The organism is Allobosea sp. RIT-PG3_2 (assembly GCF_057321085.1).
The window spans coordinates 951,552-974,408 of sequence record NZ_JBXWCA010000002.1 but is presented as its reverse complement, the minus strand read 5'-3'; the positions used below and the strand labels follow the sequence as shown (position 1 = coordinate 974,408).

Genomic DNA, 22,857 nt, shown 5'->3' with positions numbered 1-22,857 from the left:
ACGATGAAGGGCATTATCCTGGCCGGCGGTTCCGGCACGCGGCTGCACCCGATGACGCTGGCCATATCGAAGCAGCTCCTGCCGGTCCACGACAAGCCGATGATCTACTATTCGCTGACCACGCTGATGCTCGCCAGGGTCTCGCATCGCCTGCCCGGAAGAGATCGCATATCGTCAGGGATGGATCTCGGTCGCCCAGCTCAAGATGCTCGGTGAACGCCTCGCAAAATCCGAATATGGCCGCTACGTCTTGCAGATCGCGGACGCAGGAGCGTAGTCGAGCGGATTTGGACGCTCGGCTACGCTTGCGGGCACTTTGAGAAGCGCGTCGTTGCGACTAGGACTGCCGGAACGCCGTTCCATGGATGCACAATTGGACCAGAGCCTATCCTACAAGCGTGTCGTCGTGACCGGAGCTGCCGGCTTCATCGGGCTCCATGTGGCCGAGGCGCTGCTGGCACGCGGCATCGAGGTGCTCGGCGTCGACGCCCTCGTGCCCTATTACGATCCGGCATTGAAGCAGGCGCGGCTCGATCGGTTGCGGGGCCACAATGGCTTTTCCTTCGAGCAGATCGACCTCGCGAACTACGATGCGCTCGACGGTGCGGTGTCAGGCTTTCGGCCGGATGCCATCATCCACCTCGCCGCTCAGGCCGGCGTTCGCTACTCGATCGACAATCCACGTGCCTATGCCAGCGCCAATCTCGACGGCTTTCTGTCCGTGCTGGAGGCCTGCCGCCGTCACGCCGTCGGCCATCTCGTCTATGCCTCGTCGAGTTCCGTCTATGGCGCCAATGCGAAGGTGCCGTTCAGCGAGCATGACGGGGCCGATCATCCCGTCTCGCTCTATGCGGCGACCAAGCGTGCCAACGAGCTGATGGCGCATTCCTATGCCCATCTCTACGGGATCCCGACGACGGGCCTGCGCTTCTTCACGGTCTATGGACCCTGGGGGCGGCCCGACATGGCCTATTTCAAGTTCACCAAGGCGATCCTCGAGGGCAGCGCGATCGACGTTTACGCCGAAGCGCAGATGAGCCGCGACTTCACCTATGTCGACGATATCTGCGAAGCGATCGTCCGCCTGACCGGGCGGCCTCCGGCGGCTGATCCAAGCTTCGATCCGGCGCGGCCGGACCCGGCGACGTCCTCCGCACCCTGGCGCATCTACAACATCGGCAACCACACGCCGGTGTCGCTTTCACGCTTCATCGACGTGGTCGAGCAAGCCTGCGGTCGCAAGGCGGTGCGGCGTCATCTGCCCGCGCAGCCGGGGGATGTCCCCGTGACCTATGCCGATGTCGCGGATCTGACGGCCAGGGTCGATTTCCGGCCGGATACGCCGATCGAAACCGGCATCGCCCGCTTCGTCGCCTGGTATCGCGATTTCTATCGGATCTGAGGGCCCTTCGCTTACACGGTGGCCGACTGTGCCGCTGAGAAGAAGAAGACGGCGAGCGCCAGCAGGAAGGCGAAACTCACGAAGCGGACGGGAGACATGTGCACCTGCGGCGGATGGGTCGTTGCGCGGGACCATGCCGGACGAGCCCTGAAATCGGGTCAATTCGGCAGATAAAATTGTGTCGAATTGTGCGATTCTCAGCCGCGGCCCTGCTTTCCAGCGGGATTTTTCGCGCGTTCGGCAGGTATCTTGGCGTCGACGCCCGTTGCTGCAGACGTGTCGGGATCGAAATCGCTCTTCGCGGGTTATTCCCCGCGCCGCAAGTTGCGCGCGAGGAGTAGGATATGATGACGATAAGGCAGACAGCCGTTTCCTTCGCAGCTTTTGTGATGCTGGCTTCGCCGGCGATGGCGCAGACGCGCTCGCTCGGCCCTTCCACCGGCACCGTTCGAATCGAGCAGCTCCAGGCCGGCTTCGTGGCCTCGGGCGAGGCGGGCGGAGGAACCCTGCGGTTTCGCGGCCGCTCCTATCCGGTCACCGTCGGCGGTCTCGGCATCGGCTCGATCGGCGCGTCTCGCACCGTGGCGTCGGGGACGGTCTATGGCCTGCGCAACGTCTCCGATTTCGCTGGGGCCTATGTCCAGCTGAAGGAAGGCTGGGCCGTCGGCGATCAGGGGCGCGGCAATGTCTACCTGCGCAACGACAAGGGCGTGACACTGCGGCTGACCACCCGCCGCCAGGGACTTCAGCTCTCGTTCGGTGCCGACGGCGTGCTGATCGGCTTCAAGCAGTAGCCCGAGCCCGGAATCCTCGGGAGCGGGTAATGGCCGACAGGTCGGGCCGCGCACGATAGCCACTAGGCTTTTGCGCCACCTCGACTATGGTGCGGCCCGCTTTGACCAACCTGCTTGTCCCACTTGCCGTCTTTGCCGCCGCCGCCTTGTTGGCGGCGGTGCTTTGCGTCGGGCTGCGTCCCCTTCTGGTGCGCTATGCGCTTGCTCGGCCGAATGCGCGCTCCAGCCACAAGATACCGACGCCGCAAGGCGGAGGCATCGCCGTGCTCGTCGGCGCGTTTCTGGCCCTGGCGCTGTCTCTTTTGTTGAGTCCGGTCGAAGACGAGGCACGCCGCACTGTGCTGATCGTAGGCGTTGCCGCGGCTGCCCTGGCCATGGTCGGCGCCTGGGACGATATCCGGCCCTTGCCGGCGAGCCTGAGGCTTGTCCTTCAAGCCGCTTGCGTCGGCATCGTGCTGTTTGGCGCCGCGCCTGAGCTGCGCCTTTTTCCGGAAATGATGCCCCTGGCGGTTGAGCGCGCCCTCGCCCTCCTGGCGGGGATCTGGTTCGTCAACCTCGTCAACTTCATGGACGGGCTCGACTGGATGACGGTCGCCGGCATCGTGCCGCTCGCGGCTGCTTTCGCCCTGGCCGGAACCTGCGGGGTGATCGATCCGGTGACGGGGTGGCTGGCGGCGGCGCTCTGCGGCGGGCTCGTCGGCTTCGCCCCCTTCAACCGGCCGGTGGCCAGGCTGTTTCTCGGCGATGTCGGCTCGCTGCCGATCGGCCTCCTCACCGCCTATCTGCTCTATCGGCTGGCCGGGACCGGCGCCTTCGCCGCGGCGGTGATCCTGCCACTCTATCACATCGCCGACGCCACCATCACGCTGCTTCGCCGCCTGGCGCGGCGCGAGAAGGTCTGGGAAGCCCATCGCTCGCACTTCTATCAGCAGGCGACCATCAACGGCTTCGGCGTGCTCGCTGTGGTGGGTCGGGTCGCGCTCCTGAACCTTGTCCTGGCCGTGCTGGCGGCCTTTTCGATCGCCTTGCCGCAATTCGGGGTCCAACTGGCCTGCCTTGCCGCTGCCGCCCTATTGACGGGCCTGCTGCTGCACCGTTTCGCGACGGGGCCGAGTCGTGGCTAGCGAACGCATCCTTCTTACTGGAGCAAGCGGTTTCGTCGGCCCGCATGTCGTCGCCGCGCTCGGTCAGGCGGGGTATCGCCTGCGCCTCGCCCAGCGCCGCCCGCAACCGGCACCGGACGGCGTCGAAACCGTCGTGGTCGGCGATCTCCGCGGACCGGTCGATTGGCGCCCCGCCCTGGATGGCGTCGACCATGTCGTGCACATGGCTGGCCTTGCCCATGCCGGCCCCGGCCTCGACGAAGCGCTCTACACCCGCATCAACACCGACGCGACGCTGGATCTGGCACGCGCTGCCGTCACTGCCGGCGTGCAGCGCTTCGTCTTTCTGTCCTCGATCAAGGCCCTCTCAGGCGCCTTCGATGGCCCGCCCTTGTCCGAGACGGCAGAGCCGGCGCCGGGTGACGCCTATGGCCGCTCCAAGCTCGCGGCCGAACGCGGCCTGGAAGAACTCGACCTCGATTGGGTCGCACTGCGCCCGGTTCTGATCTACGGGCCCGGCGTCAAGGCCAACATGGCGGCGCTGCTCCGGCTCGCGCGGCTGCCGATACCCTTGCCGCTGGGGGGCCTGAGGGCGCCGCGCTCGCTGCTGGCCGTCGAGAACATGGCCGATGCCATCCGTTTCGCGCTGACGCCGGATTGTCCGGCGCGACAGGCCTGCACGGTCTCGGACCCCGAGCCGGTCAGCGTTGCCGATATGCTCACCGCGATGCGCTCCGGCCTCGACCGCGCTCCGCGGCTGCTGCCGGTACCGGAACAATGGATGAGGATGCTGGCACGCCTTGCCGGGCGCGAGGAGACCTTCCTCAAGCTGGCGGGCAGCCTTGTCGCGCGGCCAGATCGCCTGCTCAGGGCCGGCTGGCGGCCACCGGCAGAGACGAAAGCGGCTCTGGCGCGTCTGGCTGCGCCTGCTCGCGCCGGCTGAAATCCGGAATCGCCTCGTCGAGGACAGCGTTGGCTGCGGCGCGGTCGTTGGCCTTCAGGGCGCTCTCCAGCCGCGACAGCCAACCCTGGATGCGCGCCCGCCCGGCAAAGATCGGCTTCGCCGCCATGACGCCGTCGAGCCCCGTCTCGGCCATCGGCTCGTCGTGTGCGAACAGGATCTCGTTCAGCCGCTCGCCCGGCCTGACGCCGGAGACGATGATCTCGATGTCCTCGCCCGGCTCGAAGCCGGCAAGGCGAATCATCCGCTCGGCCAGATCCATGATCCGCATCGGCTGGCCCATCTTGAGCACGTAGACCGCCGCCCGCTCGGCATCCGGCCCGCCTGCGGGCGCATGCGACGCTGCGGTCAAGACGAGATCGCAGGCTTCGCGGATCGTCATGAAGTAGCGGATCATCTCCGGGCTGGTGACGGTGAGGGGCCCGCCCCGGGCGATCTGGGCCTTGAATTTCGGCACGACGGAGCCGACCGATCCCAGCACATTGCCGAAGCGCACGGCGACGAGCCGCACGCCTGAGGCGGCCGCCACGAACTCGGCATCGCGCGATTGCGCGTACATCTCGGCGAAGCGCTTGGTCGCGCCGAGCATCGAGACCGGCTCGATCGCCTTGTCGGTCGAGATCAGCACGAAGGTCTTGGCGCCTGAGGCGACGGCGGCATCGGTGACGTTCACCGAGCCGAAGATGTTCGTCTTGATGCCCTCGCTCCAGTCCGCCTCCAGATAGGGGACATGCTTCAGCGCGGCGGCGTGGATGACGATGTCGGGCCGGAAGGCGGTGAAGAGCGGCATGATGCGCTCACGGTCGCGCACATCGGCGAGCACGCCGGCGACGGCTGTCTCCTGCGCCTGGAACGAGAGCTGTTCGGTGATCTGGAACAGGGCGGGTTCGGAACTTTCGACCACGAGCAGCTCGGCCGCACCGAAGGCGGCGCAGCGCAGGCAGATCTCCGAGCCGATCGAACCGCCGCCGCCGGTGACGATCACTCGCTTGCCCTTGAGGAACGCCCCCAGCCGCTCGCGGTCGATGGAAACCGTGGAGCGCACCAGCAGGTCCTCGATTTCCAGCGGGGCGACCTCGGTGTCGCGCACGCCTTCGCCCAGCGCCTCGATACGGGAGATCGGGAGGGCGAGCTTGCGGGTACGGGCGAGCCATTTCTCCGGCTGCGCCTCGGGCAGGAGCGCCGAGGGCGTGGCGACGATGCGGCGGAAGCCTTCGCCGCGCTCGACAGCGTCGGCGGCGATCGTTTCGATATCCGAGAGAAGGCCGAGCACCGGCACGCCGCGGATCGACTGGCCGAGATCGTCCGGGCGCGGCGTCAGGATGCCCGCCGGCCGCAGCCGGCGCATCGTGCCGGCTTCCATCGCGCGGATCACCATCTCGACCTCGACGCCGCGTCCCAGGATCAGCGTCGGCAGGGTTGCCTCGCGCTCCGCGCTGGAGCGCGAGCGGGCGAACTTGAAGTAGCGATAGGCAAGGCGCGGCCCGCCGAGCAGCGAGTTCTGCACGAGCCAGTAGAGTGCGATCGTGATCTTGCCGAAATAGAAGCCGCCGTAGAAGTTCGGCGCGACCAGCACATAGTCGACCGCCAGTAGGGTCAAGGTCAGGACCGTGACGGCCTTGACGATATTCGACAGGTCCGGCAGCGAGGCGAAGCGCCATTTCGAGCGGTAGAGCGAGAAGAACCAGTAGACCAGCCCGGCATAGGCCACGAAGAAGGGCAGGAAGCGCGGCAGGTAGCGCAGATGCTCGTCGAGCTGCCAGCCCTCGAAGCGAACGACGAAGACGAGCCAGATCGCCAGCCCCGTCATCACGAGATCGTGGATGACGACGGCTGTTTTCTTGAGATTCTGTTTGGGCAGGATGGCCATCACGCGGGGTATCCCGCTCCCTCGATGGCTTGTCAACGCAGCGTCGCGCGGTTGCTCAGTTCGGCTGCGGCCTCGCCTCCAGCGCGCTGAGCACGAAGGTGATCATTTCGTCGGGCGAGGGGCCGGGAATGCACTCGCACTGCGTGATCAGCAGCGGGTGCATGAAGCGGATCATCGCGGTGCGGATGCAGCCGGTCGCATGGGCCGGCTCCATCTGCCGGAATTCGCCGCGGGCGATGCCGTCGGCGACGACCTGACGCAGAACGACGTCGAAGCGCTCGATATGGGCGAGGATCGCGTCCCAACTCTCCTCCATGGCCGCACAGACCATTTCCTGCATCCGGGCATGCCCGGCGAAACGCGCGGCGTTGAGACGGAAGGAGGTGGCGAGGATGTCGCGCAGCCGCTCGGTGGCGGGGCGATCCTCGACGGCTATGGTGGCGATCGCTTCTTCCTGCTCGCGCTTGTAACGCTCGAGCACGGCTTCGTTGATCGACTTCTTGGAGTCGAAGAAGCGATAGACATTGGCCGGGCTCATCCGCAGGGACTTCGCTATGTCCGCGACGGTCGTCTTCTGATACCCGATATCGCGAAAGAAGCGTTCGGCGGTGTCGACGATGATTTGCTTGGTATCGCGTTCGGAATGACTCACGGCGGCGCCGGCTTGTTTATATTTCAACGAATGCGGTGAAGAATTGATCCTTATGACGAATTTCGTCATTCGTCAACATAATGGCGAATAAAGACTTTTGCCTTGATGCATATCAATTCCGATCCGAAACACGTCCTGACAAGCACTGCCAGTCCCGTCAACCAATGATCCGCGGCGCCGGAAGTTCCCCGGCTCATGATGCCGTCGGCCGCGATTTCGCGATATCCGTCAATGTATCGATGTCGAGATGGCGCTCCAAATGGCCAGCGAGCGCATCCAGCGTCTTTTCGACCGCATCGTCGTAGTCCAGGGACGACGGCAGATCGCGGCCGGCAACGCGAGCGAGCCAGGCGCCGCGCACTGCGTCGGAAGCAAAGACGCCATGCAGATAGCTGCCGGCGATGCGGCCATCCGGGCTGGCAGCGCCCTCCGTCCGTCCATCGACGATGAACGGCGCGCGTGAGGTGTCGCCGCCCTCGGTTCGGCCAAGATGGATTTCGTAAGCCCGCCCCCGCGCACCGCTGGCGGCATCGCCGAACTCGACCTCGCGGACCGTCTTCTCGGCGTCGAGGCTGGTTTCGACGTCGAGCAGGCCCAGGCCTTGCGCCTCTCCGGCCGGACCTTCCAGCCCCAGCGGGTCGCGCACCACGCGCCCGAGCATCTGATAGCCGCCGCACAGCCCCAGCACATGCCCGCCGCGCCGGCGATGGGCGAGGATGTCGATATCCCAGCCCTCGCGCCGCAGCGCCGCGAGGTCGCGCAGGGTCGTCTTGGAGCCCGGCAGGATGACGAGGTCGGCATCCCCCGGCAGGGCCTGGCCGGGCCCGATCATCGCGAGGTCGACCTCGCTTTCCAGCTTCAGAGGGTCGAGATCGTCGAAATTGGCGATGCACGGCAGCACGGGCACGGCGATCTTCAGCCGGGCTCCCGTCTTGCGCCCCGAACGGATGTCGAGCCCGTCCTCGGCAGGCAATCGTGTGGCCTCCGCGAACCAGGGGATGACACCCAGCGATGGCCAGCCCGTGGCCTTCGCGATCGTCTCGACTCCCGGGCTGAACAGCCCGACATCTCCCCGGAAGCGGTTGATCGCGAAGCCGCGAATCATCGCCCGGTCGGCCGTGTCGAGCACGGCATGAGTGCCGATGAGGCTCGCGATCACGCCGCCGCGGTCGATGTCGCCGATCAGCACGGCCGGCACGTTCGCCGCGCGCGCGAAGCCGAGATTGGCGATGTCGCGGGCGCGCAGATTGGTTTCTGCCGGGGAGCCCGCGCCTTCGACGATGACGAGGTCGGCCTGCTCGCCGAGGCGCTCGAAACTCTCGAGGACGCGCGGCAGGAAATCGCCGCGCCGCGCGAAATCGCGGGAGCTCAGCCGGCCGGCGACGCGGCCCTGAAGGATGATCTGGCTGCCCTGCTCGCCCTCGGGCTTCAGGAGGACGGGGTTCATGTCCGGATGCGGCGCGACACGCGCAGCCCGCGCTTGCAGCGCCTGCGCGCGGCCGATCTCGCCATCGGCGGTGGCGGCGGCATTGTTCGACATGTTCTGCGGCTTGAACGGGCGCACGCGGAGCCCGCGATCGGCGAAGAGCCGGCAGAGCCCTGCGACGATCAGCGACTTGCCGACATTGGAGCCGGTGCCGAGGATCATGATGGCCGGGGTGGGCGAGCGGGACATCGCCCTGCTTAGCGCGGTTATCCCTCGCGCGAAAAGCCGTCGAGCCGGACAACCCGCATGCAATGGAAGCGCTGAAATGTGGTGCTGTCTGTCGGAACGGTGCGGGAGCTGGCGGCGCCTCCGAAGGGCACCACGATCCTGACAAGGTTCGCCGGTCCACTGCGGCATCCTGCTGCGCCAAAGGGGCGAAGTCGCAACAGGGTTCCGCCGAGGACCGGCTGACAATCAATAGACACTGACCGATGACGAATGTCAACATTCATCAGTCGGCATTTTTCGAGAACCTTTCCCGCCGGGGCGCGCCCGGATGCGCTCGGGCAAACGGCATGGTAAAGCCGGCTTCCCTCTCTGCTCTCGCCGGCCTTTGCGATGAATCCGATCTTCTCCGCTCTTCCGACCACCGTCTTCGAGGCGATGTCGCAGCTCGCGCGCGAAACCGGCGCGGTCAATCTCGGGCAGGGCTTCCCCGATGATCCCGGCCCGGAGGATGTGCGGCGCAAGGCCGCGGACGCGGTCATGGATGGCTGGAACCAGTATCCGCCGATGATGGGCCTGCCCGAGTTGCGTCAGGCGGCGGCTACGCATTACAAGCGCTGGCAGGGCCTCGATCTCGACCCGAACAGCGAGATCATGGTGACCTCGGGCGCGACCGAGGCGATCGCCGGCGCGCTGATGGCCTTGGTGACGCCCGGCGACGAAGTCGTGCTGTTTGAGCCGATGTACGATGCCTATCTGCCGCTGGTGCGGCGCGCTGGCGGCATCCCGAGATTCGTGACGCTGACGCCGCCGCATTTTGGGCTGACGGAGGAGGCGCTGGCCAAGGCCTTCTCGCCGAAGACGAAGGTGGTGCTGTTCAACAACCCGCTCAATCCGACGGCCACGATCTTCAGCGAGGCCGATCTCGATCTTCTCGCCGATTTCTGCGTCCGGCACGATGTGATCGCGATCTGCGACGAGGTCTGGGAGCATGTCGTGTTCGACGGGCACCGCCACGCCTCGTTGCTCGGCCGGCCGGACATGCGCGAGCGCACCGTCAAGATCTCGTCGGCGGGCAAGATCTTCTCGCTGACCGGCTGGAAGGTCGGGCTCGTCATGGCCGCGCCGGCGGTCATGCGCGTCCTCGCCAAGGCCCATCAGTACATCACCTTCACCACCCCGCCGAACCTGCAGGCGGCGGTGGCTTACGGGTTGGGCAAGGCGGACGGCTACTTCGAAGGCATGCGCGCCGATTTCCAGCGCTCGCGCGACCGTTTCGCCACGGGCCTGCGCGATCTCGGCTTCGCGGTGCTGCCGAGCGCGGGGACCTATTTCCTCAATGTCGACATCGCCCCGCTCGGCGAGAGCGATGATGCCGATTTCTGCCGGCGCCTCGTCACCGAAAGCGGCGTCGCGGCGATCCCTGTGAGCGCGTTCTATGCCGAGGGGGCCGTGAAGAACGTCGTGCGCTTCTGCTTCGCCAAGCGCGATGCGACGCTCGATGCGGCGCTGGAGAGGCTGGCGGGTCGTCGCCCGCGCTGAAGCGCGCCGTCGCCGGCCTTCAGGCGCCGAGCAGCCTGGTTGCGACCGCACCGGCGGCGACGAGTCGCTTTTGCAGGTCGGCGGCGACCGAATCGCCACCGGCCGACTGGCGCGCCGTCTCCGCCGCCGTCATCAGCTGGGCCAGCGCCTTCTGGGCGAGCTCCTTGTCCTTGTTGCGTCGCGCCAGCTGCAGCATGGCCTCGGCCTGATTGGCGAGACTGCGCGCCCAGAGCAGGGGCGCGTACTCCTGCCGGCGCTCTTCCAGCGCGGCGGCAAAGGCCGCGATTGCCTCCTCGATCACCACCGGTTCGCTGTAGCGCTCGCCCATGGCGGCCAGCACGCTGCCCATCTGGTCCTGAAGCTCGGCCCAGCGCAGCGGCTCGCGGCTGCGTTCGGTCGCCATGGAAACCCGGTTGAGGCCGTTGAAGGCGCGTTCCAGCAGGGAAAGATCGTTCCGGCGCCGCCCGAGCGTCGCCCGGGCCCGCGAGATCATGTGCTCCGCTTCGAGCCAGCGCGTCTCGTCGTCGGCGCGGCTCCAGGTGGTCAGCACGCTGGCATAGGTGGCGATCGCCTCTTCGAGAAGCTCGTCGTCCTTCTGCGCGACCCCAAGTGTCACCGCGAGGCGGCCCAGCCGCAGCTTCAGCGCGCGCCAGAGCGGCGGCGCCTCGTCCCGGCCGAGATATTCGATGCCGGCGCGGCAATGGCCGAGCGCGACGGCGAGCAGTTTCGCTTCGCCGGTGAGAGCGGCGAGGCCTTCCAGTGCCGCGGCCAGCGATTCCTCGGCACCGGCGAAGGCGACGGTATCCGCAAGGGTGTCCAGCCCGTCGAGCAGGCGGCGCAAGGCGTCGATGGCAGCATCGTAGCCGTCGCGGCCGCCGAAATCCTCGCTGATGCGGGCCAGCGCCTTTGCCTGAGCCAGCGCCGCGGCCCGGCTGTGGTCGACATCGGCGAGACCGATCAGGGCGGAGGCTTCGCCATAGCGGGCGGCGGCCTCGCGATAGCCGTCCGAGGTGGTGCGCAGGAAGCTGAGCGCCGCCCGGTCGGCGCGGTTCTCGCCGATCAGCAGCCGGCGCTCGAGCGGCAATGTCGAGAGGTCGGTCGAGCCGCCGATGGCATGAAGCTCGGCCTGCGCCAACGCCTTGTCGGCGTCGGCGAGGCGGCCAGCAGCGATGGCGCCGCCTGCCCCAGCACGCAGGCGCTGGATCTCTTCGTCACCGACCGGCAGCGCCAGTCGTTCGGCCAAGGCGAGGAAGTCGGCCGATTTGCGATCGAGCAAGGCCTCGGTGGGCGAGGTCGAGCCGGGGCGGCGCAGCCAATCCGCGATCATCGCCGCCAGCGCCACCGGCGGGAGGCCTTGGCGTCCGGCGACGCGCGCCAGAAGCGGGGCGATCTCGTCGGACTGGCTGATGGGTGCCTCCCGCTCCGGCTCGGCTTAAAGCATTTTCGAGCGAAGAGGATACAGGTTCGCGTTAAGAAAATGCGATAAAACAGGGAGATGGAGCATTCCGCGCTTCGAAGGCGCGCGGAATGCTCTCAATGCTTACTTCGCGGCGATGACCGCGATCTCGACCGTGAACTGCGGCGCGGCCAGCTTGGCCTCGACCGTGGCGCGACCCGGGGTCTGGCCGGCGACGATCCACTTGTCCCAGACGGCGTTCATCTCGGCGAAGGTCGACATGTCCGAGAGCCAGATATTGACCATCAGCAGCTTCGTCTTGTCGGTGCCGGCCTCGGCCAGGAGCCCGTCGATGATGCCGAGGATGTCGGCGGTCTGCTCGCCCACGCTCTTGCCGGCAGCCTTGTCCGCGACCTGGCCGGCCAGATAGACGGTGTCGCCATGCACCACGGCCTTGGACATGCGCGGGCCGACGCCGATACGCTGAATGCTCATAATATAATCTCCTTGGACGAACGCCTTCGCTGGTAGCCCGGCCCGGCCGGTTTCGCAAATGATAAGGCGACTAGATTAGGCTCGCCCAGCCGGCCCAGAGCGCCGCGTAGCGGCCGGCCTTGCCGATCAGGACGAGGACCAGGAAGCGTGCGAACGGATAGTTCAGCGTGCCCGCGACGAAGGTCAGCGGATCGCCGACGACCGGCAGCCAGGAGAACAGCAGCGACGGCCAGCCGAAGCGGGTGAAGAAGCTTTGGGCCTGGGCGAAGCGGGCTGGATCCGGCCGCAGGCGAGCTGGCAGCTTCTCGACCCCATGGCGCGCGATCAGCCGCCCCAGCCACCAGTTGACGATCGAGCCGGCCGTGTTCGCCAGGCTTGCGGTCAGGAAGAGCGCGAACGGGTCCACGCTCTTTGCCGCGAGCAGTCCGACGAAGACGGCTTCCGACTGTGCGGGCAGCAACGTCGCCGCGACGAAGGCCGCAGCGGCCATCAGGCCGAGAGAGGACAGATCAAGGTTCTCCAGCACCGCCAGGGGTTCCTATCGCGCCGAGTGGGCTGGCCGGGGCATCAGTCCAGCATCGCGGCAAGCGCATTGACGGTGTTGGCGTTGCGCAGCGTGCCGATGCCGAGTTTCTTCGTCGTCAGATGCGAAAGCAGCTTCGCCTCGTTCGGTTTGCCGCCGAAATCGATCCAGAGATCGCCATCCGCGAGGGCGAGCCCAATACCGGGCGTGGCGAACCCGCCGAGCATCGATAAAGCCTCCGGACCGAGCGGCTTTCGCATGATGCGGATGCCGATCTCCGCGCCTTTCCTGTCCGGGAAGGGATTTTGGGCGGCAAGCTGCCGCCAGGCCTGCCCCGTGCGCAGAATGATATCGACATGCTTGCCGAAACGGGAGCGGAAGCCGTCTTCCATTCGGCTTTCGATCTCCGCCAAGGGCGCATCGTTGCCCTCGAAGATCAGATTGCCGGTGGCGACCCAGCTGCGCGGGTCGCCAAAGCCGAGCGCCGCCGTCATGGCCTTCAGTTCCGCCATCGCCACTCGCTTGCCCGGGCCGAGCACGATCGAGTGCAGGAGGGCGACATAAGTCGTCATGCCCGCTTCTGCCGCGTTACAGTCGCCGCAGGGCGACCTGCTGGATGCGATGGCTGGCGCCCTTGGTCAGGATCAGGCTGGCGCGCTGGCGCGTCGGCAGGATGTTCTCCTGCAGGTTCGGCAGGTTGATGCCGGTCCAGAGCTTCTCGGCGATGGAGAGCGCCTCTTCCTCGCCGATCTCCGCATATTTGCGGAAGAAGGAGCGGGGATCGCGGAACGCGGTCTGGCGCAGCGTCATGAAGCGGTTGACGTACCAGCGATGCAGGTCGTGCTCGTCGGCATCGAGATAGACCGAGAAGTCGAAATAGTCGGAAACGAAGGGGATGGCCGTGCCGTCCTTCGGCATCCGGCTCGGCTGCAGCACGTTCAGCCCTTCGAGGATCAGGATGTCCGGCCGTTCGACCGTCACCGTCTCGCCGGGCATGACGTCGTAGACGAGGTGCGAATAGACCGGCGCCTTCACCTGCGGCTTGCCGGCCTTGACGTCGGAGAGGAAGCGCAGGATCGCCGAGCCGTCATAGCTCTCCGGGAAGCCCTTGCGCTGCATCAGCCCGCGCCGTTCGAGCTCGGCATTCGGCAGCAGGAAGCCGTCGGTGGTGACCAGCTCGACCTTCGGCGTGTTCGGCCAGCGCGAGAGCAGCGCCTTCAGCACGCGCGCCGTGGTCGACTTGCCGACCGCGACCGAGCCCGCGACGCCGATGACATAGGGCACCTTGACCTCGGATTCGGCGATCAGGAAGCGCTGCGTCGCCTTGAACAGCCCCTGCGTCGCCGCGACATAGAGCGAAAGCAGGCGCGACAGCGGCAGGTAGATCGCCACGATCTCGTCGAGGGAGATCGGGTCGTTGATCGACTGCAGCTTGGTCAGGTCGTCGACCGAGAGCGTCAGCGGGGCGTCGGCGCGCAGATGCGCCCATTCATCCCGCGAGAACAGGCGATAGGGCGAGACCAGATCGCGTTCGGGCGTGGTCGAGATGAGGCGCTGGTCCATGACGCGACCCGCAATCCAGGCTTCGAGATTCAAGGGAGGGTCATCCTGGCGGGTCCATCCTCGCGATAGTCGATCAACGGGCAAATTACCCGCGTCTGGCCGCCTTTTCCGCCAGTCCGGAGCGGGCCGTGCGGGCTTCAAGCTGGCTCAAGACGTCTTGCAATGCAACATCGCGCGCCTTGAGCACGACCAAAAGATGATAAAGTACGTCCGCGCTCTCGGCGATCAGCTCGGCGCGATCCCCCTTCACGGCGGCGATCACGGCCTCGACCGCTTCCTCGCCGAACTTCTTGGCGGCGCGTTCGGGGCCTGCCGCCAGCAGCTTCGCCGTCCAGGATTCCTCGGGCGAGGCGGCGGCGCGCTCGGCGATGCGGGCTTCGAGATCGGAGAGGGTGAAGCCGCTCATCTCAGACGAGCCTCATCCTGAGCCCGGCATCCGCCATATGCGCCTTGGCCTGCTGAATCGTGTAGGTGCCGAAATGGAAGATCGATGCCGCGAGCACGGCCGAGGCATGGCCCTCGCTGACGCCGGCGACGAGATCGTCGAGATCGCCGACGCCGCCCGAGGCGATGACGGGCACCGGGACCGCATCCGCAATCGAGCAGGTGAGGCCGAGATCGTAGCCGGATTTCGTGCCGTCCCGATCCATCGAGGTGACCAGAAGCTCGCCCGCTCCCAGCGATACGACCTCGCGGGCGAAGGCGACGGCCTCGATGCCGGTGGCGTTGCGCCCGCCATGGGTGAAGATCTCCCAGCGGCCCGGCGAGACCTGCTTGGCGTCGATGGCGACGACGATGCACTGGCCGCCGAACTTCTCCGCCGCGTCCTTGACGAATTGCCGGTTGGTGACGGCGGCGGTGTTGATCGAGACCTTGTCGGCGCCCGCGAGCAGCAGCGCGCGGATGTCCTCGACCTTGCGCACGCCGCCCCCGACGGTGAGCGGCATGAAGCAGGCTTCGGCTGTCCGCGTCACGACGTCGAAGAGAATGCCGCGGTCCTCATGGCTCGCGGTGATGTCGAGGAAGCAGAGTTCATCGGCCCCGGCCGCGTCATAGGCCTTGGCGGCCTCCACGGGATCGCCGGCATCGACGAGATCAAGGAACTTCACGCCCTTGACGACGCGGCCGTCCTTGACGTCGAGGCAGGGGATGATGCGGGTCTTCAGGGTCATCGGCGGCAACGCTGTCCTGCGGGCGCAGGACCGATTGATCGCAACCGGCAAGCCTGCTCTGCTGGCGGGGACTGATAGCAGTCCAAAGAGGGGAGTTCCATGGCTATTGCATCGATGATTCGGCAGGCCGGCGTCGCGGTCTGCCTGACTTTTGCAGCCGCGACCGGTGCGCAGTCGCAGACGGCGACAAGCCTGCTCGACGCCGTCCAGAGCCGCGGCGCGCTGCAGATCTGCACCACCGGCGACTACAAGCCGTTCACCCTGGCGAAGGACGGCTCCTTCGAGGGCATCGACATCGAGCTGGCGAAATCGCTCGCCAAGGCGCTCGGTGTCGAGGCGAAGTTCGTCCAGACCAAATGGGCCGATCTGCTGGCCGATATGGGCTCGGGCAAATGCGACGTCGCCATGGGCGGCATCTCGGTGACGCTCGACCGGCAGAAGAAGGTGTTCTTCTCGGCGCCCTATCTCGTCAACGGCAAGGCGCCGATCGTGCGCTGCGCCGACAAGGGCAAGTTCCAGACGGTCGCCGACATCGACAAGCCGGAGACGCGCGTCATCGTCAATCCGGGCGGCACCAACGAGCGCTTCGTGCGCGCCAACTTCAAGCAGGCCAAGATCGAGGTCTATCCCGACAACGTCACGATCTTCGACCAGATCCTCGCCGGCAAGGCCGACCTGATGATCGCCGAGTCGATCGAGGTGAAGGTGCAGGAGAAGGCCAAGCCCGGCCTCTGCGCCGTCAATCCCGACGAACCGCTGCAATATGGCGAGATGGGCTACATGCTCCCGCGCGGCGACGCGACCTTCAAGGCCTTCGTAGACCAATGGCTCCACCTCGCCAGGGCGACGGGCGAGTTCGCTGGGATATACAACCAGTTCGTGCGGTAATTTGTAAACATCCACCGTCATTCCGGGGCGGCCCGAAGGGCCGAGCCCGGAATCCATGAACACGACGGTTCAGGGCAAAGCGAAAAGCGATACCGACAGCCTTCATCGGTAGCGACGGTGTTCATGGGTTCCGGGCTCAAGCGCTGCGCGCTTGCCCCGGAATGACGATGAGGTTCCAGAGAAGGACGATCAGGCCGCGAGCCGCTTCAGTGCCTCGCCTGCGTCGATGCGCCCGTCATAGAGCGCACGCCCCGTGATCGCGCCTTCGAGGATCGCGGCATCATCGGCGCAGAGCCGCTCGATATCGGCCATCGAGGCCAGGCCGCCCGAGGCGATGACCGGGATGGACACGGCCTTCGCCAGCGCGATCGTGCCCTCCCAGTTGATGCCCTGGAGCATGCCGTCGCGCGCGATGTCGGTGTAGATGATCGCGGCGACGCCGGCATCCTCGAAGCGCTTGCCGAGATCGGCCGCAGCCAATGTCGAGGTTTCAGCCCAGCCTTCCACAGCCACGAAGCCGTCGCGCGCATCGATGCCGACCGCGACCTGCCCCGGAAATTCCTTCGCCGCTTCGCGCACGAAGCCGGGATCGCGCACCGCAGCCGTGCCGATGATGACGCGGCGGATGCCCTTCTCCAGCCAGCCCGCGACCGTCTTCATGTCGCGGATGCCGCCGCCGAGCTGCACCGGGAAGGCGACGCGGGCGAGGATCGCCTCGACCGCCGCCGCATTCATCGGCTTGCCGGCGAAGGCGCCGTCGAGATCGACGACATGCAGCCACTGGAAGCCTTGCGCCTCGAAGGCGGCGGCCTGCGCGGCGGGATCGTCGTTGAAGATCGTGGCCTGCGCCATGTCGCCCTGCTTCAGCCGGACGCAGCGGCCTTCCTTCAGGTCGATCGCGGGAAAGAGGATCATGGGGTCCAGCTCAGGAAATTGGCGATGAGCTTCAGTCCCAGCGTCTGGCTTTTCTCGGGGTGGAACTGCGTGCCGGCGACGTTGCCATGCGCCACCATCGCCGTCACCGGCCCGCCATGCTCGGTCAGGGCCAGCACGTCCTGCGCGCGCTCGGGAACCAGCGCATAGGAGTGTACGAAATAGGCGTGCAACCCCTGCGGGCCGGTCTCGATGCCGTCGAGCAGCGGGTGCTCGTCCTGCTTGTGAAGGGTGTTCCAGCCCATATGCGGAATCTTCAGGCTGTCGTCGTCGATCTCGATCAGCGCGACATCGCCCGGAATCCAGCCGAGGCCCGGCGTGATCGTATATTCCAGCCCGCGCGAGGCGAGGAGTTGCATGCCGACGCAGATGCCGAGGAAGGGCCGGCCCTTGGCCCGCACCACCTCTTCCAGCGTCTCGACCATGCCGGGCACGGCATCGAGCCCGCGCCGGCAATCGGCGAAGGCGCCGACGCCCGGCAGCACGATCCGGTCGGCCGCGCGCACGACGGCGGTATCGCTGGTGACGTGGATGGTCGAGGCGATGCCGCTCTCCTGCGCCGCCCGCTCGAAGGCCTTGGCAGCGGAATGCAGATTGCCCGAGCCGTAGTCGATGATCGCGACGCTCTGGCTCATCGTCCCCTTGCCTCCGGGAACAGGCCGATGATCGGCAGCGGCCCGCTCGGGCGTGACACCATTGCGGGAGGCGCGGTCTCGGCGCGCGGCGGCGCGGCCTCGCCGGCCAGCGCCCGCTCGAAATAGCGGCGCTCGGCTTCCGGCAGGCTGCGCGCCTCGACGACATCGGCGAGCCGCCAGCCGTTCCGCGTGAGCTTGCGGACGACGAGGTTGTTGCCCTCGATGCCGAGGAACAGCGCGATCGACCAGTAGATCAGCGAGAGCGCGCTGGGATGCAGGCCGAGGCGGCTGCGCAGGTAGAAAAGCGCGCCCCAGATCAGCACGAAGAGCAGGGTCACCAGCCACAGCCGCTTGCCGAGGAGCCAGAGGCCCGTCAGCAGGAAGGCCGCCCAGGAGAAGCTCTCGGGGATGAGCCTGGCCTGCTCGATCTCCTCGCGCCGGCCGCCCGCGACGGGCGGCGGTGTCATGACGGTGTAGAACGCCACGGCCGCCTCCTACAAAGCGCCCTTGGTGGAGGGAATGCGGTCGCCCTCGCGCGGATCGACCTCGAGTGCCTGTCTCAGCGCCCGTGCGAGCCCTTTGAAGCAGCTCTCGGCGATGTGGTGGGCGTTGTCACCGTAGAGTGTCTCGACATGCAGCGTGATGCCGGCGTTGATCGCGAAGGCCTGGAAGAACTCGCGCACCAATTCGGTGTCGAACGAGCCGATCTTCTGCACCTTGAACTCGGTCCGGAACACGAGGAAGGGCCGGCCGGAAACATCGATCGCGACGCGCGTCAGCGTCTCGTCCATCGGCAGATGCACGTCGGCATAGCGGCGGATGCCCTTCTTGGAGCCGAGCGCCTGCTTCAGCGCCTCACCCATGGCGATGCCGGCATCCTCGACCGAGTGGTGGTCGTCGATATGGGTGTCGCCCTTCACCGCGACCTTGAGGTCAACGAGGGAATGGCGGGCGAACAGGTCGAGCATATGGTCGAAGAAGCCGACGCCGGTGGCGATCTCGGCCTTGCCGGTGCCGTCGATCGTGAGCGAGACCGCGATATCGGTCTCGTTGGTGCGGCGCTTCACTTCGCCCGAACGCATGCTGGCCTCTCAGGGCTGGCTGGAAAACGGCTTCGCTTTAGCAGGGGCGGGCGGGGATGGCCACTGGCACGGGCAGGAACCTCCGCCGTCATCCCGGGCGCAGCGAAGCGGAGACCCGGGATCCATGCCAGAGCGATTTCGGCAGGAGTTCCGGCATGGATCCCGGATCGGCGCCGCTCACGCGGCTTGTCCGGGATGACGGCGGAGGTTCGTGTGAGAAAAGCCCTCAGACCTTCGACAGCGCCTGCTCCAGATCGGCGATCAGGTCGTCGGCATGCTCCAGCCCGATCGACAGGCGGATCATCCCGTCGGTCACGCCCATATCGGCGCGCACTTCCGGGGTGAAGCGCTGATGCGTCGTCGTCGCGGGATGGACGATCAGGCTCTTGGCATCGCCGAGATTGTTCGAGATGCGGATCAGCTTGCAGGCATTGAGCAGGCGGAAGGCGGCGTCCTTGCCGCCGGGCACCTCGAAGGCGATCAGCGTCGACGGGCCGCTCATCTGGCGCGCGATGATCTCGGCCTGCGGATGGCTCTTATGGCCGCAGAAGATGACCTTGGACGGCTTGGCGTGGGCGGCGAGCCAATCCGCGACCTTGACGGCGTTCTCCGCCTGCTTCGCGACGCGCAGCGGCAGCGTCTCCAGCGCCTTCAGCATCACCCAGGCGTTGAAGGGGGAGATCGCCGGGCCGGTCTGGCGCAGGAAGGTCTGGATATCGCCCTCGATCAGCTCCTTCGAGCCGACGATCAGGCCGCCGAGGCAGCGCCCCTGCCCGTCGATATGCTTGGTCGCGGAATAGACGACGAGATCGGCGCCGAGCTCGAACGGCCTCTGGAAGAGCGGCGTGGCGAAGACGTTGTCGACCACGAGCCGGGCGCCGGCCGCTTTGGCGATCTTCGCCACGGCGGCGATGTCGATCACCTCGAGCGTCGGGTTCGACGGGGTCTCGAGGAAGAAGATCTTGGTGTTCGGCCTGACAGCCTTGCGCCAGGCCTCGATGTCGCTGCCATCGACCAGCGTCGACTCGACGCCGTAGCGCGGCAGATGATCCTCGACGATGTAGCGACAGGAGCCGAACAGCGCGCGGGCCGCCACGACATGGTCGCCGGCACGCAGGGGGGCCATCACCGCGGCGGTGACGGCGGCCATGCCGGTCGCGGTCGCGCGGCAGGCCTCGGCGCCCTCGAAGGCGGCCATGCGCTGTTCCAGCATGGCGACGGTCGGGTTCGAGAAGCGGGCATACTGGAAGCCCGGATCCTTGTTCAGGAAGCGGGCCTCGCATTGCTCCGCGCTGTCGTAGACATGGCCCTGCGTCAGGAACAGCGCTTCCGAGGTCTCGCCGAACTGCGAACGCATCGTGCCGGCATGGACGAGGCGGGTTTCAGGGTGCAGCTTGGCTGCGGGATTGTCCGATGCCGACATGGGGAACCTCAGTCCGTTCTTTTTAACGGACAAGGCAACTAGCATCTCCCCCTCTGTTCGTAAAGAAGAACAGAATTTCCTTTTCGGAAAACGCCGTGAGCGCCAAACCTTCTGCGCGCTCAGGCCAGGCGTTCGGCCGGCCGTCCAAGCGGCTGCAGGAAGCCGGTCAGGTCGGCCGTGACGTGATGCACGTGACCGGCTTCGACGGCGGCCTGCTCCCAGGCTTCGCGGAAGGGGTCGGGCGTCTTCGGCACGATCAGCACGGTCTTCATGCCGAGCGCGCTCGGGACCAGCAGGTTCTTCTCGATGTCCTCGAACATCGCGGCACGTCCCGGATCGACCGAATGCTTGGCGAGGAAGTTCTCGTAGGTCGCGCGCTCGGGCTTGGGCGTGAAGCCGGCCTGCACGATGTCGAAGATATCCTCGAAGTGATGGAGGATGCCGAGCTTGCCGGCGACGTTCTCGGCATGGCCGCGCGAGCCGTTGGTCAGGATCAGCTTGCGGCCGGGCAGTGCTGCGATCGCCGCGCCGAGATCGGGGTTCGGATCGAGCAGGGTCAGGTCGATCTGGTGGGCGAAATCGAGGAAGTCGTCGGGATCGATGCCATGCTCCTCCATCAGCCCCTTCAGCGTCGTGCCGTAGTGCTGGTAATAGTATTTCTGCAGCGCGCGCGAGGAGAGCCCGTCGAGCCCGAACAGCTCGGAGAGGAACAGCGTGATGCGCTCGTCGACCTGCGGCCAGACCTTCGCCTCATGCGAATAGAGCGTGTTGTCGAGGTCGAAGATCCAGTGGTCGACATGCGCGAAGGCCTGCGCCGTCAGGGGCGGGGTCGCGGCCGGTGTGTCAGCGAGTATTTTCATTGGACTCCGTGATGTGGCGAGCCGGAGTCTGCGCTGCAAGTCCTTGGCCAAGGCTTAATAGACGTGGCAGCCGCGGCGAGCCCCTCTTCCCCTGCGGGAGAGGGTTGGGGTGAGGGGGCATGCCGCCCTGACTCGTTGGCGAACCAGAACGCTTCGGCACGGGTCGCGCGACCCCTCATCCGTCTCGGCTTCGCCGAGCCACCTTCTCCCGCAGGGGGAGAAGGGGAGGCCCCGCTCCGCCCGAGAATGACGCCGCTTGCTTCTCAGCGCCGGATGATCGTGCCGGCGCCGGTGTCGGTGAAGAGCTCGATCAGCGCGGCGTGGGGCACCTTGCCGTCGAGGATGACGACCGCCTCGACGCCCTTTTCCAGCGCGTAGATGCAGGTCTCGATCTTCGGGATCATGCCGCCCGAGATCGTACCATCAGCGATCAGCCGGCGGCACTCCTCCACCGTGAGCTCGGGGATGAGCTGCTTGTCCTTGGTCAGCACGCCCGGCACGTCGGTCAGCAGCAGCAGGCGCTTGGCATTGAGCGCGCCCGCGATCGCACCCGCGAAGGTGTCGGCATTGACGTTGTAGGTCTGGCCGTCGGCGGCGGCGCAGACAGGCGCGAGCACCGGGATGAGCTCGGCCTTCAGCACCGCGTCGAGCACACCGGTATTGACCGTCTCCGGCTCGCCGACGAAGCCGAGATCAAGGACCTCCTCGATCTTGGAATCGGGGTCGACGATGGTGCGCGTCACCTTGCGGGCGGTGACCATGTTGCCGTCCTTGCCGCAAAGGCCGATGGCGCGCCCGCCCTCGCGGGTGATGTAGCCGACGATCTCCTTGTTGACCGAGCCGGCGAGAACCATCTCGACGACTTCGACCGTCGCTTCGTCGGTGACGCGCAGGCCCTGCTTGAACTCGGACTGGATGCCGAGCTTCTTCAGCATCGCCGCGATCTGCGGCCCGCCGCCATGGCAGACCACCGGCTTGAGGCCGGACTGCTCGAGCAGCACGATATCCTCGGCGAAGTCCTCGGCGGTGGCGGCGTCGCCCATGGCGTTGCCGCCATATTTAATGACGATGATTTCCTGGTCGTAGCGCTGCATATGCGGCAGCGCCTGCACGAGCAGCTCGGCCGATTGCGACGGCGTCAGAAGGGGATGGTCGGTCATACGGGCAGGCTCCGCGCGGCCGCAGGAAGGGTCCGGCGGCGCTTCTAGCCGAACTTGCGTGGCTGCGGAAGGACTAGCGGCAGGCGGGAACTGCCAGTGATACAACTATAGATTGAAAATATCGCAACATGCGCTTTACTCGACAGGGCGAAATCGATTCGCTGGCTGGGGAGAGGCTCAATGAGCAGTTGCACCGATCGAAACGGAGACAAATGGGAAATCTATTCCTCGGGTAGCGAGTGGCGTTGGCGCCGGGTCGCTTCGAACGGGCGCATCGTTGGCGCTTCCACGGAAGGCTATGCAAGCAAGGCGAACTGCGTCGCCAACGCTCAGCGCAACGGCATGACCTGCGTACCGCAATAGCGCGCAGATCAGCGGCTGGCAGGCTTCGCCAGAACGGCCGCGACGGCAAGGCCGAGCCAGCCGCCCAGCATGAACCAGCCGCCGATGGGGGCTGCGCGCGGGAACAGCGCCTCGTTGGCGAAACCGCGCCGCGCCAGATCGGCCGCGAACAGCGTGGCGCCGAAGATGATGGCCGAGAGCGCGAACCGCGCCACGACGTCCTGAAGATGCCCGCCTTTGCGGGCCGCCGTGGCGCCGATGACGACGGAAGCGTGGAACAGCAGCATCTGCCCGGCCGTCTGGACATTGGCCGTGCCGGTGATGTGAGCCGCCGCCGCCAGCAGCGCGACGCCGAAGAGCCCTATCAGGGCGGCGAGGACGAGGTGGGTCTTCGTCGCGGTCATGCAGCC

At 66.6% G+C, this 22,857-nt stretch carries 25 protein-coding genes and 1 pseudogene; 8 read left to right on the top strand and 18 right to left on the bottom strand.

Going from position 1 to position 22,857, the window contains the following annotated elements:
- Positions 1–3 precede the first annotated feature (3 nt).
- The 5 genes and pseudogenes from AC2FAN_RS10215 to AC2FAN_RS10195 all read left to right on the top strand — a co-directional run.
- Positions 4–141 (top strand): annotated as a pseudogene (locus AC2FAN_RS10215) (sugar phosphate nucleotidyltransferase); the annotation flags it as partial.
- A 220-nt stretch (positions 142–361) separates the two neighbouring features.
- On the top strand, positions 362–1,402 hold the full coding sequence (locus tag AC2FAN_RS10210; RefSeq protein WP_485173681.1) for an NAD-dependent epimerase: 1,041 nt from the start codon (positions 362–364) through the stop codon (positions 1,400–1,402).
- Positions 1,403–1,749: 347 nt separating this feature from the next.
- Positions 1,750–2,196, top strand: coding sequence for a hypothetical protein (locus tag AC2FAN_RS10205; protein WP_485173679.1), 447 nt, complete (start codon positions 1,750–1,752; stop codon positions 2,194–2,196).
- An 86-nt stretch (positions 2,197–2,282) separates the two neighbouring features.
- On the top strand, positions 2,283–3,320 hold the full coding sequence (locus tag AC2FAN_RS10200; protein WP_485173677.1) for an MraY family glycosyltransferase: 1,038 nt from the start codon (positions 2,283–2,285) through the stop codon (positions 3,318–3,320).
- A complete protein-coding gene (locus tag AC2FAN_RS10195; RefSeq protein ID WP_485173675.1) occupies positions 3,313–4,242 on the top strand; it encodes an NAD-dependent epimerase/dehydratase family protein in 930 nt (309 codons plus the stop codon). Before AC2FAN_RS10200 ends, AC2FAN_RS10195 begins: the two co-directional genes overlap by 8 nt.
- Here the strand turns inward: AC2FAN_RS10195 and AC2FAN_RS10190 are convergent.
- From AC2FAN_RS10190 to AC2FAN_RS10180, 3 genes are all read right to left on the bottom strand, one after another.
- Entirely contained in the window at positions 4,166–6,121 is a 1,956-nt protein-coding gene (locus tag AC2FAN_RS10190) for an SDR family NAD(P)-dependent oxidoreductase (protein ID WP_485173759.1), read from the bottom strand. The genes AC2FAN_RS10195 and AC2FAN_RS10190 overlap by 77 nt on opposite strands.
- A 64-nt stretch (positions 6,122–6,185) precedes the next feature.
- Entirely contained in the window at positions 6,186–6,782 is a 597-nt protein-coding gene (locus AC2FAN_RS10185; protein ID WP_485173673.1) for a TetR/AcrR family transcriptional regulator, read from the bottom strand.
- Positions 6,783–6,975: 193 nt separating this feature from the next.
- Entirely contained in the window at positions 6,976–8,457 is a 1,482-nt protein-coding gene (locus AC2FAN_RS10180; RefSeq protein WP_485173671.1) for a cobyric acid synthase, read from the bottom strand.
- A gap of 369 nt (positions 8,458–8,826) precedes the next feature.
- On the opposite strand from AC2FAN_RS10180, the gene AC2FAN_RS10175 reads away from it, so the two are divergent.
- A complete protein-coding gene (locus AC2FAN_RS10175) occupies positions 8,827–9,975 on the top strand; it encodes an aminotransferase (protein ID WP_476805425.1) in 1,149 nt (382 codons plus the stop codon).
- A gap of 19 nt (positions 9,976–9,994) precedes the next feature.
- Here the strand turns inward: AC2FAN_RS10175 and AC2FAN_RS10170 are convergent, their stop codons facing one another.
- From AC2FAN_RS10170 to hisF, 7 genes are all read right to left on the bottom strand, one after another.
- Entirely contained in the window at positions 9,995–11,302 is a 1,308-nt protein-coding gene (locus tag AC2FAN_RS10170; protein WP_485173668.1) for a hypothetical protein, read from the bottom strand.
- Between the two features lie 213 nt (positions 11,303–11,515).
- Complete coding sequence (locus AC2FAN_RS10165; protein WP_056800272.1) at positions 11,516–11,866, bottom strand: RidA family protein; 351 nt, start codon at positions 11,864–11,866, stop codon at positions 11,516–11,518.
- A gap of 70 nt (positions 11,867–11,936) precedes the next feature.
- Complete coding sequence (locus AC2FAN_RS10160) at positions 11,937–12,392, bottom strand: YqaA family protein (protein WP_485173666.1); 456 nt, start codon at positions 12,390–12,392, stop codon at positions 11,937–11,939.
- Positions 12,393–12,433: 41 nt separating this feature from the next.
- Positions 12,434–12,961, bottom strand: coding sequence for a DUF1697 domain-containing protein (locus tag AC2FAN_RS10155; protein WP_485173665.1), 528 nt, complete (start codon positions 12,959–12,961; stop codon positions 12,434–12,436).
- 16 nt (positions 12,962–12,977) lie between these two features.
- A complete protein-coding gene (coaA, locus tag AC2FAN_RS10150; RefSeq protein WP_265054957.1) occupies positions 12,978–13,952 on the bottom strand; it encodes a type I pantothenate kinase in 975 nt (324 codons plus the stop codon).
- Positions 13,953–14,037: 85 nt separating this feature from the next.
- Positions 14,038–14,358 carry a phosphoribosyl-ATP diphosphatase gene (locus AC2FAN_RS10145; RefSeq protein ID WP_476805420.1) on the bottom strand — a complete coding sequence of 107 codons (321 nt, stop codon included), beginning with the start codon at positions 14,356–14,358 and terminating at the stop codon, positions 14,038–14,040.
- A 1-nt stretch (position 14,359) separates the two neighbouring features.
- Positions 14,360–15,124: an imidazole glycerol phosphate synthase subunit HisF gene (gene hisF, locus AC2FAN_RS10140; RefSeq protein ID WP_265051057.1), complete on the bottom strand. Its 765-nt coding sequence runs from the start codon at positions 15,122–15,124 to the stop codon at positions 14,360–14,362.
- 99 nt (positions 15,125–15,223) lie between these two features.
- Here hisF and AC2FAN_RS10135 point away from each other — a divergent pair, with 99 nt between their 5' ends.
- Positions 15,224–16,012, top strand: a complete 789-nt coding sequence (locus tag AC2FAN_RS10135) for a transporter substrate-binding domain-containing protein (protein ID WP_485173662.1) — start codon at positions 15,224–15,226, stop codon at positions 16,010–16,012.
- 189 nt (positions 16,013–16,201) lie between these two features.
- On the opposite strand, the gene hisA is transcribed toward AC2FAN_RS10135, so the two are convergent.
- The 7 genes from hisA to argB all read right to left on the bottom strand — a co-directional run bounded on the left by hisA (position 16,202) and on the right by argB (position 22,105).
- A complete protein-coding gene (hisA, locus tag AC2FAN_RS10130) occupies positions 16,202–16,936 on the bottom strand; it encodes a 1-(5-phosphoribosyl)-5-[(5-phosphoribosylamino)methylideneamino]imidazole-4-carboxamide isomerase (protein ID WP_485173756.1) in 735 nt (244 codons plus the stop codon).
- Positions 16,924–17,580: an imidazole glycerol phosphate synthase subunit HisH gene (gene hisH / locus AC2FAN_RS10125; protein ID WP_485173660.1), complete on the bottom strand. Its 657-nt coding sequence runs from the start codon at positions 17,578–17,580 to the stop codon at positions 16,924–16,926. The genes hisA and hisH overlap by 13 nt, the downstream gene beginning before the upstream one ends.
- Positions 17,577–18,065: a DUF2628 domain-containing protein gene (locus AC2FAN_RS10120; protein WP_485173658.1), complete on the bottom strand. Its 489-nt coding sequence runs from the start codon at positions 18,063–18,065 to the stop codon at positions 17,577–17,579. The genes hisH and AC2FAN_RS10120 overlap by 4 nt, the downstream gene beginning before the upstream one ends.
- A 9-nt stretch (positions 18,066–18,074) precedes the next feature.
- Positions 18,075–18,662: an imidazoleglycerol-phosphate dehydratase HisB gene (gene hisB / locus AC2FAN_RS10115; RefSeq protein WP_265051061.1), complete on the bottom strand. Its 588-nt coding sequence runs from the start codon at positions 18,660–18,662 to the stop codon at positions 18,075–18,077.
- Positions 18,663–18,888: 226 nt separating this feature from the next.
- Entirely contained in the window at positions 18,889–20,085 is a 1,197-nt protein-coding gene (locus AC2FAN_RS10110; protein ID WP_485173656.1) for an O-succinylhomoserine sulfhydrylase, read from the bottom strand.
- Positions 20,086–20,204: 119 nt separating this feature from the next.
- Positions 20,205–20,945, bottom strand: a complete 741-nt coding sequence (locus AC2FAN_RS10105) for a pyrimidine 5'-nucleotidase (protein WP_265051063.1) — start codon at positions 20,943–20,945, stop codon at positions 20,205–20,207.
- A gap of 263 nt (positions 20,946–21,208) precedes the next feature.
- Positions 21,209–22,105, bottom strand: a complete 897-nt coding sequence (gene argB / locus AC2FAN_RS10100; RefSeq protein WP_265051064.1) for an acetylglutamate kinase — start codon at positions 22,103–22,105, stop codon at positions 21,209–21,211.
- Positions 22,106–22,285: 180 nt separating this feature from the next.
- Between argB and AC2FAN_RS10095 the strand changes: the two genes are divergently transcribed.
- On the top strand, positions 22,286–22,468 hold the full coding sequence (locus AC2FAN_RS10095) for a YegP family protein (RefSeq protein WP_485173653.1): 183 nt from the start codon (positions 22,286–22,288) through the stop codon (positions 22,466–22,468).
- A gap of 8 nt (positions 22,469–22,476) precedes the next feature.
- Here AC2FAN_RS10095 and AC2FAN_RS10090 read toward each other — a convergent pair whose 3' ends face one another.
- Complete coding sequence (locus AC2FAN_RS10090; RefSeq protein ID WP_485173651.1) at positions 22,477–22,851, bottom strand: DUF423 domain-containing protein; 375 nt, start codon at positions 22,849–22,851, stop codon at positions 22,477–22,479.
- Between the last annotated feature and the right edge of the window lie 6 nt (positions 22,852–22,857).

Excerpts from the sequence above, each read along its gene's own strand:
- AC2FAN_RS10210 (WP_485173681.1), top strand. The coding sequence starts at position 362 with ATGGATGCACAATTGGACCAGAGCCTATCCTACAAGCGTGTCGTCGTG.
- AC2FAN_RS10205 (WP_485173679.1), top strand. The coding sequence starts at position 1,750 with ATGACGATAAGGCAGACAGCCGTTTCCTTCGCAGCTTTTGTGATGCTG.
- AC2FAN_RS10200 (WP_485173677.1), top strand. The coding sequence starts at position 2,283 with ATGGTGCGGCCCGCTTTGACCAACCTGCTTGTCCCACTTGCCGTCTTT.
- AC2FAN_RS10180 (WP_485173671.1), bottom strand. The coding sequence starts at position 8,457 with ATGTCCCGCTCGCCCACCCCGGCCATCATGATCCTCGGCACCGGCTCC.
- AC2FAN_RS10175 (WP_476805425.1), top strand. The coding sequence starts at position 8,827 with ATGAATCCGATCTTCTCCGCTCTTCCGACCACCGTCTTCGAGGCGATG.
- AC2FAN_RS10170 (WP_485173668.1), bottom strand. The coding sequence starts at position 11,302 with ATGATCGCGGATTGGCTGCGCCGCCCCGGCTCGACCTCGCCCACCGAG.
- AC2FAN_RS10165 (WP_056800272.1), bottom strand. The coding sequence starts at position 11,866 with ATGAGCATTCAGCGTATCGGCGTCGGCCCGCGCATGTCCAAGGCCGTG.
- AC2FAN_RS10155 (WP_485173665.1), bottom strand. The coding sequence starts at position 12,961 with ATGACGACTTATGTCGCCCTCCTGCACTCGATCGTGCTCGGCCCGGGC.
- coaA (WP_265054957.1), bottom strand. The coding sequence starts at position 13,952 with ATGGACCAGCGCCTCATCTCGACCACGCCCGAACGCGATCTGGTCTCG.
- AC2FAN_RS10145 (WP_476805420.1), bottom strand. The coding sequence starts at position 14,358 with ATGAGCGGCTTCACCCTCTCCGATCTCGAAGCCCGCATCGCCGAGCGC.
- hisF (WP_265051057.1), bottom strand. The coding sequence starts at position 15,124 with ATGACCCTGAAGACCCGCATCATCCCCTGCCTCGACGTCAAGGACGGC.
- AC2FAN_RS10135 (WP_485173662.1), top strand. The coding sequence starts at position 15,224 with ATGGCTATTGCATCGATGATTCGGCAGGCCGGCGTCGCGGTCTGCCTG.
- hisH (WP_485173660.1), bottom strand. The coding sequence starts at position 17,580 with ATGAGCCAGAGCGTCGCGATCATCGACTACGGCTCGGGCAATCTGCAT.
- hisB (WP_265051061.1), bottom strand. The coding sequence starts at position 18,662 with ATGCGTTCGGGCGAAGTGAAGCGCCGCACCAACGAGACCGATATCGCG.
- AC2FAN_RS10110 (WP_485173656.1), bottom strand. The coding sequence starts at position 20,085 with ATGTCGGCATCGGACAATCCCGCAGCCAAGCTGCACCCTGAAACCCGC.
- AC2FAN_RS10105 (WP_265051063.1), bottom strand. The coding sequence starts at position 20,945 with ATGAAAATACTCGCTGACACACCGGCCGCGACCCCGCCCCTGACGGCG.
- argB (WP_265051064.1), bottom strand. The coding sequence starts at position 22,105 with ATGACCGACCATCCCCTTCTGACGCCGTCGCAATCGGCCGAGCTGCTC.
- AC2FAN_RS10095 (WP_485173653.1), top strand. The coding sequence starts at position 22,286 with ATGAGCAGTTGCACCGATCGAAACGGAGACAAATGGGAAATCTATTCC.
- AC2FAN_RS10090 (WP_485173651.1), bottom strand. The coding sequence starts at position 22,851 with ATGACCGCGACGAAGACCCACCTCGTCCTCGCCGCCCTGATAGGGCTC.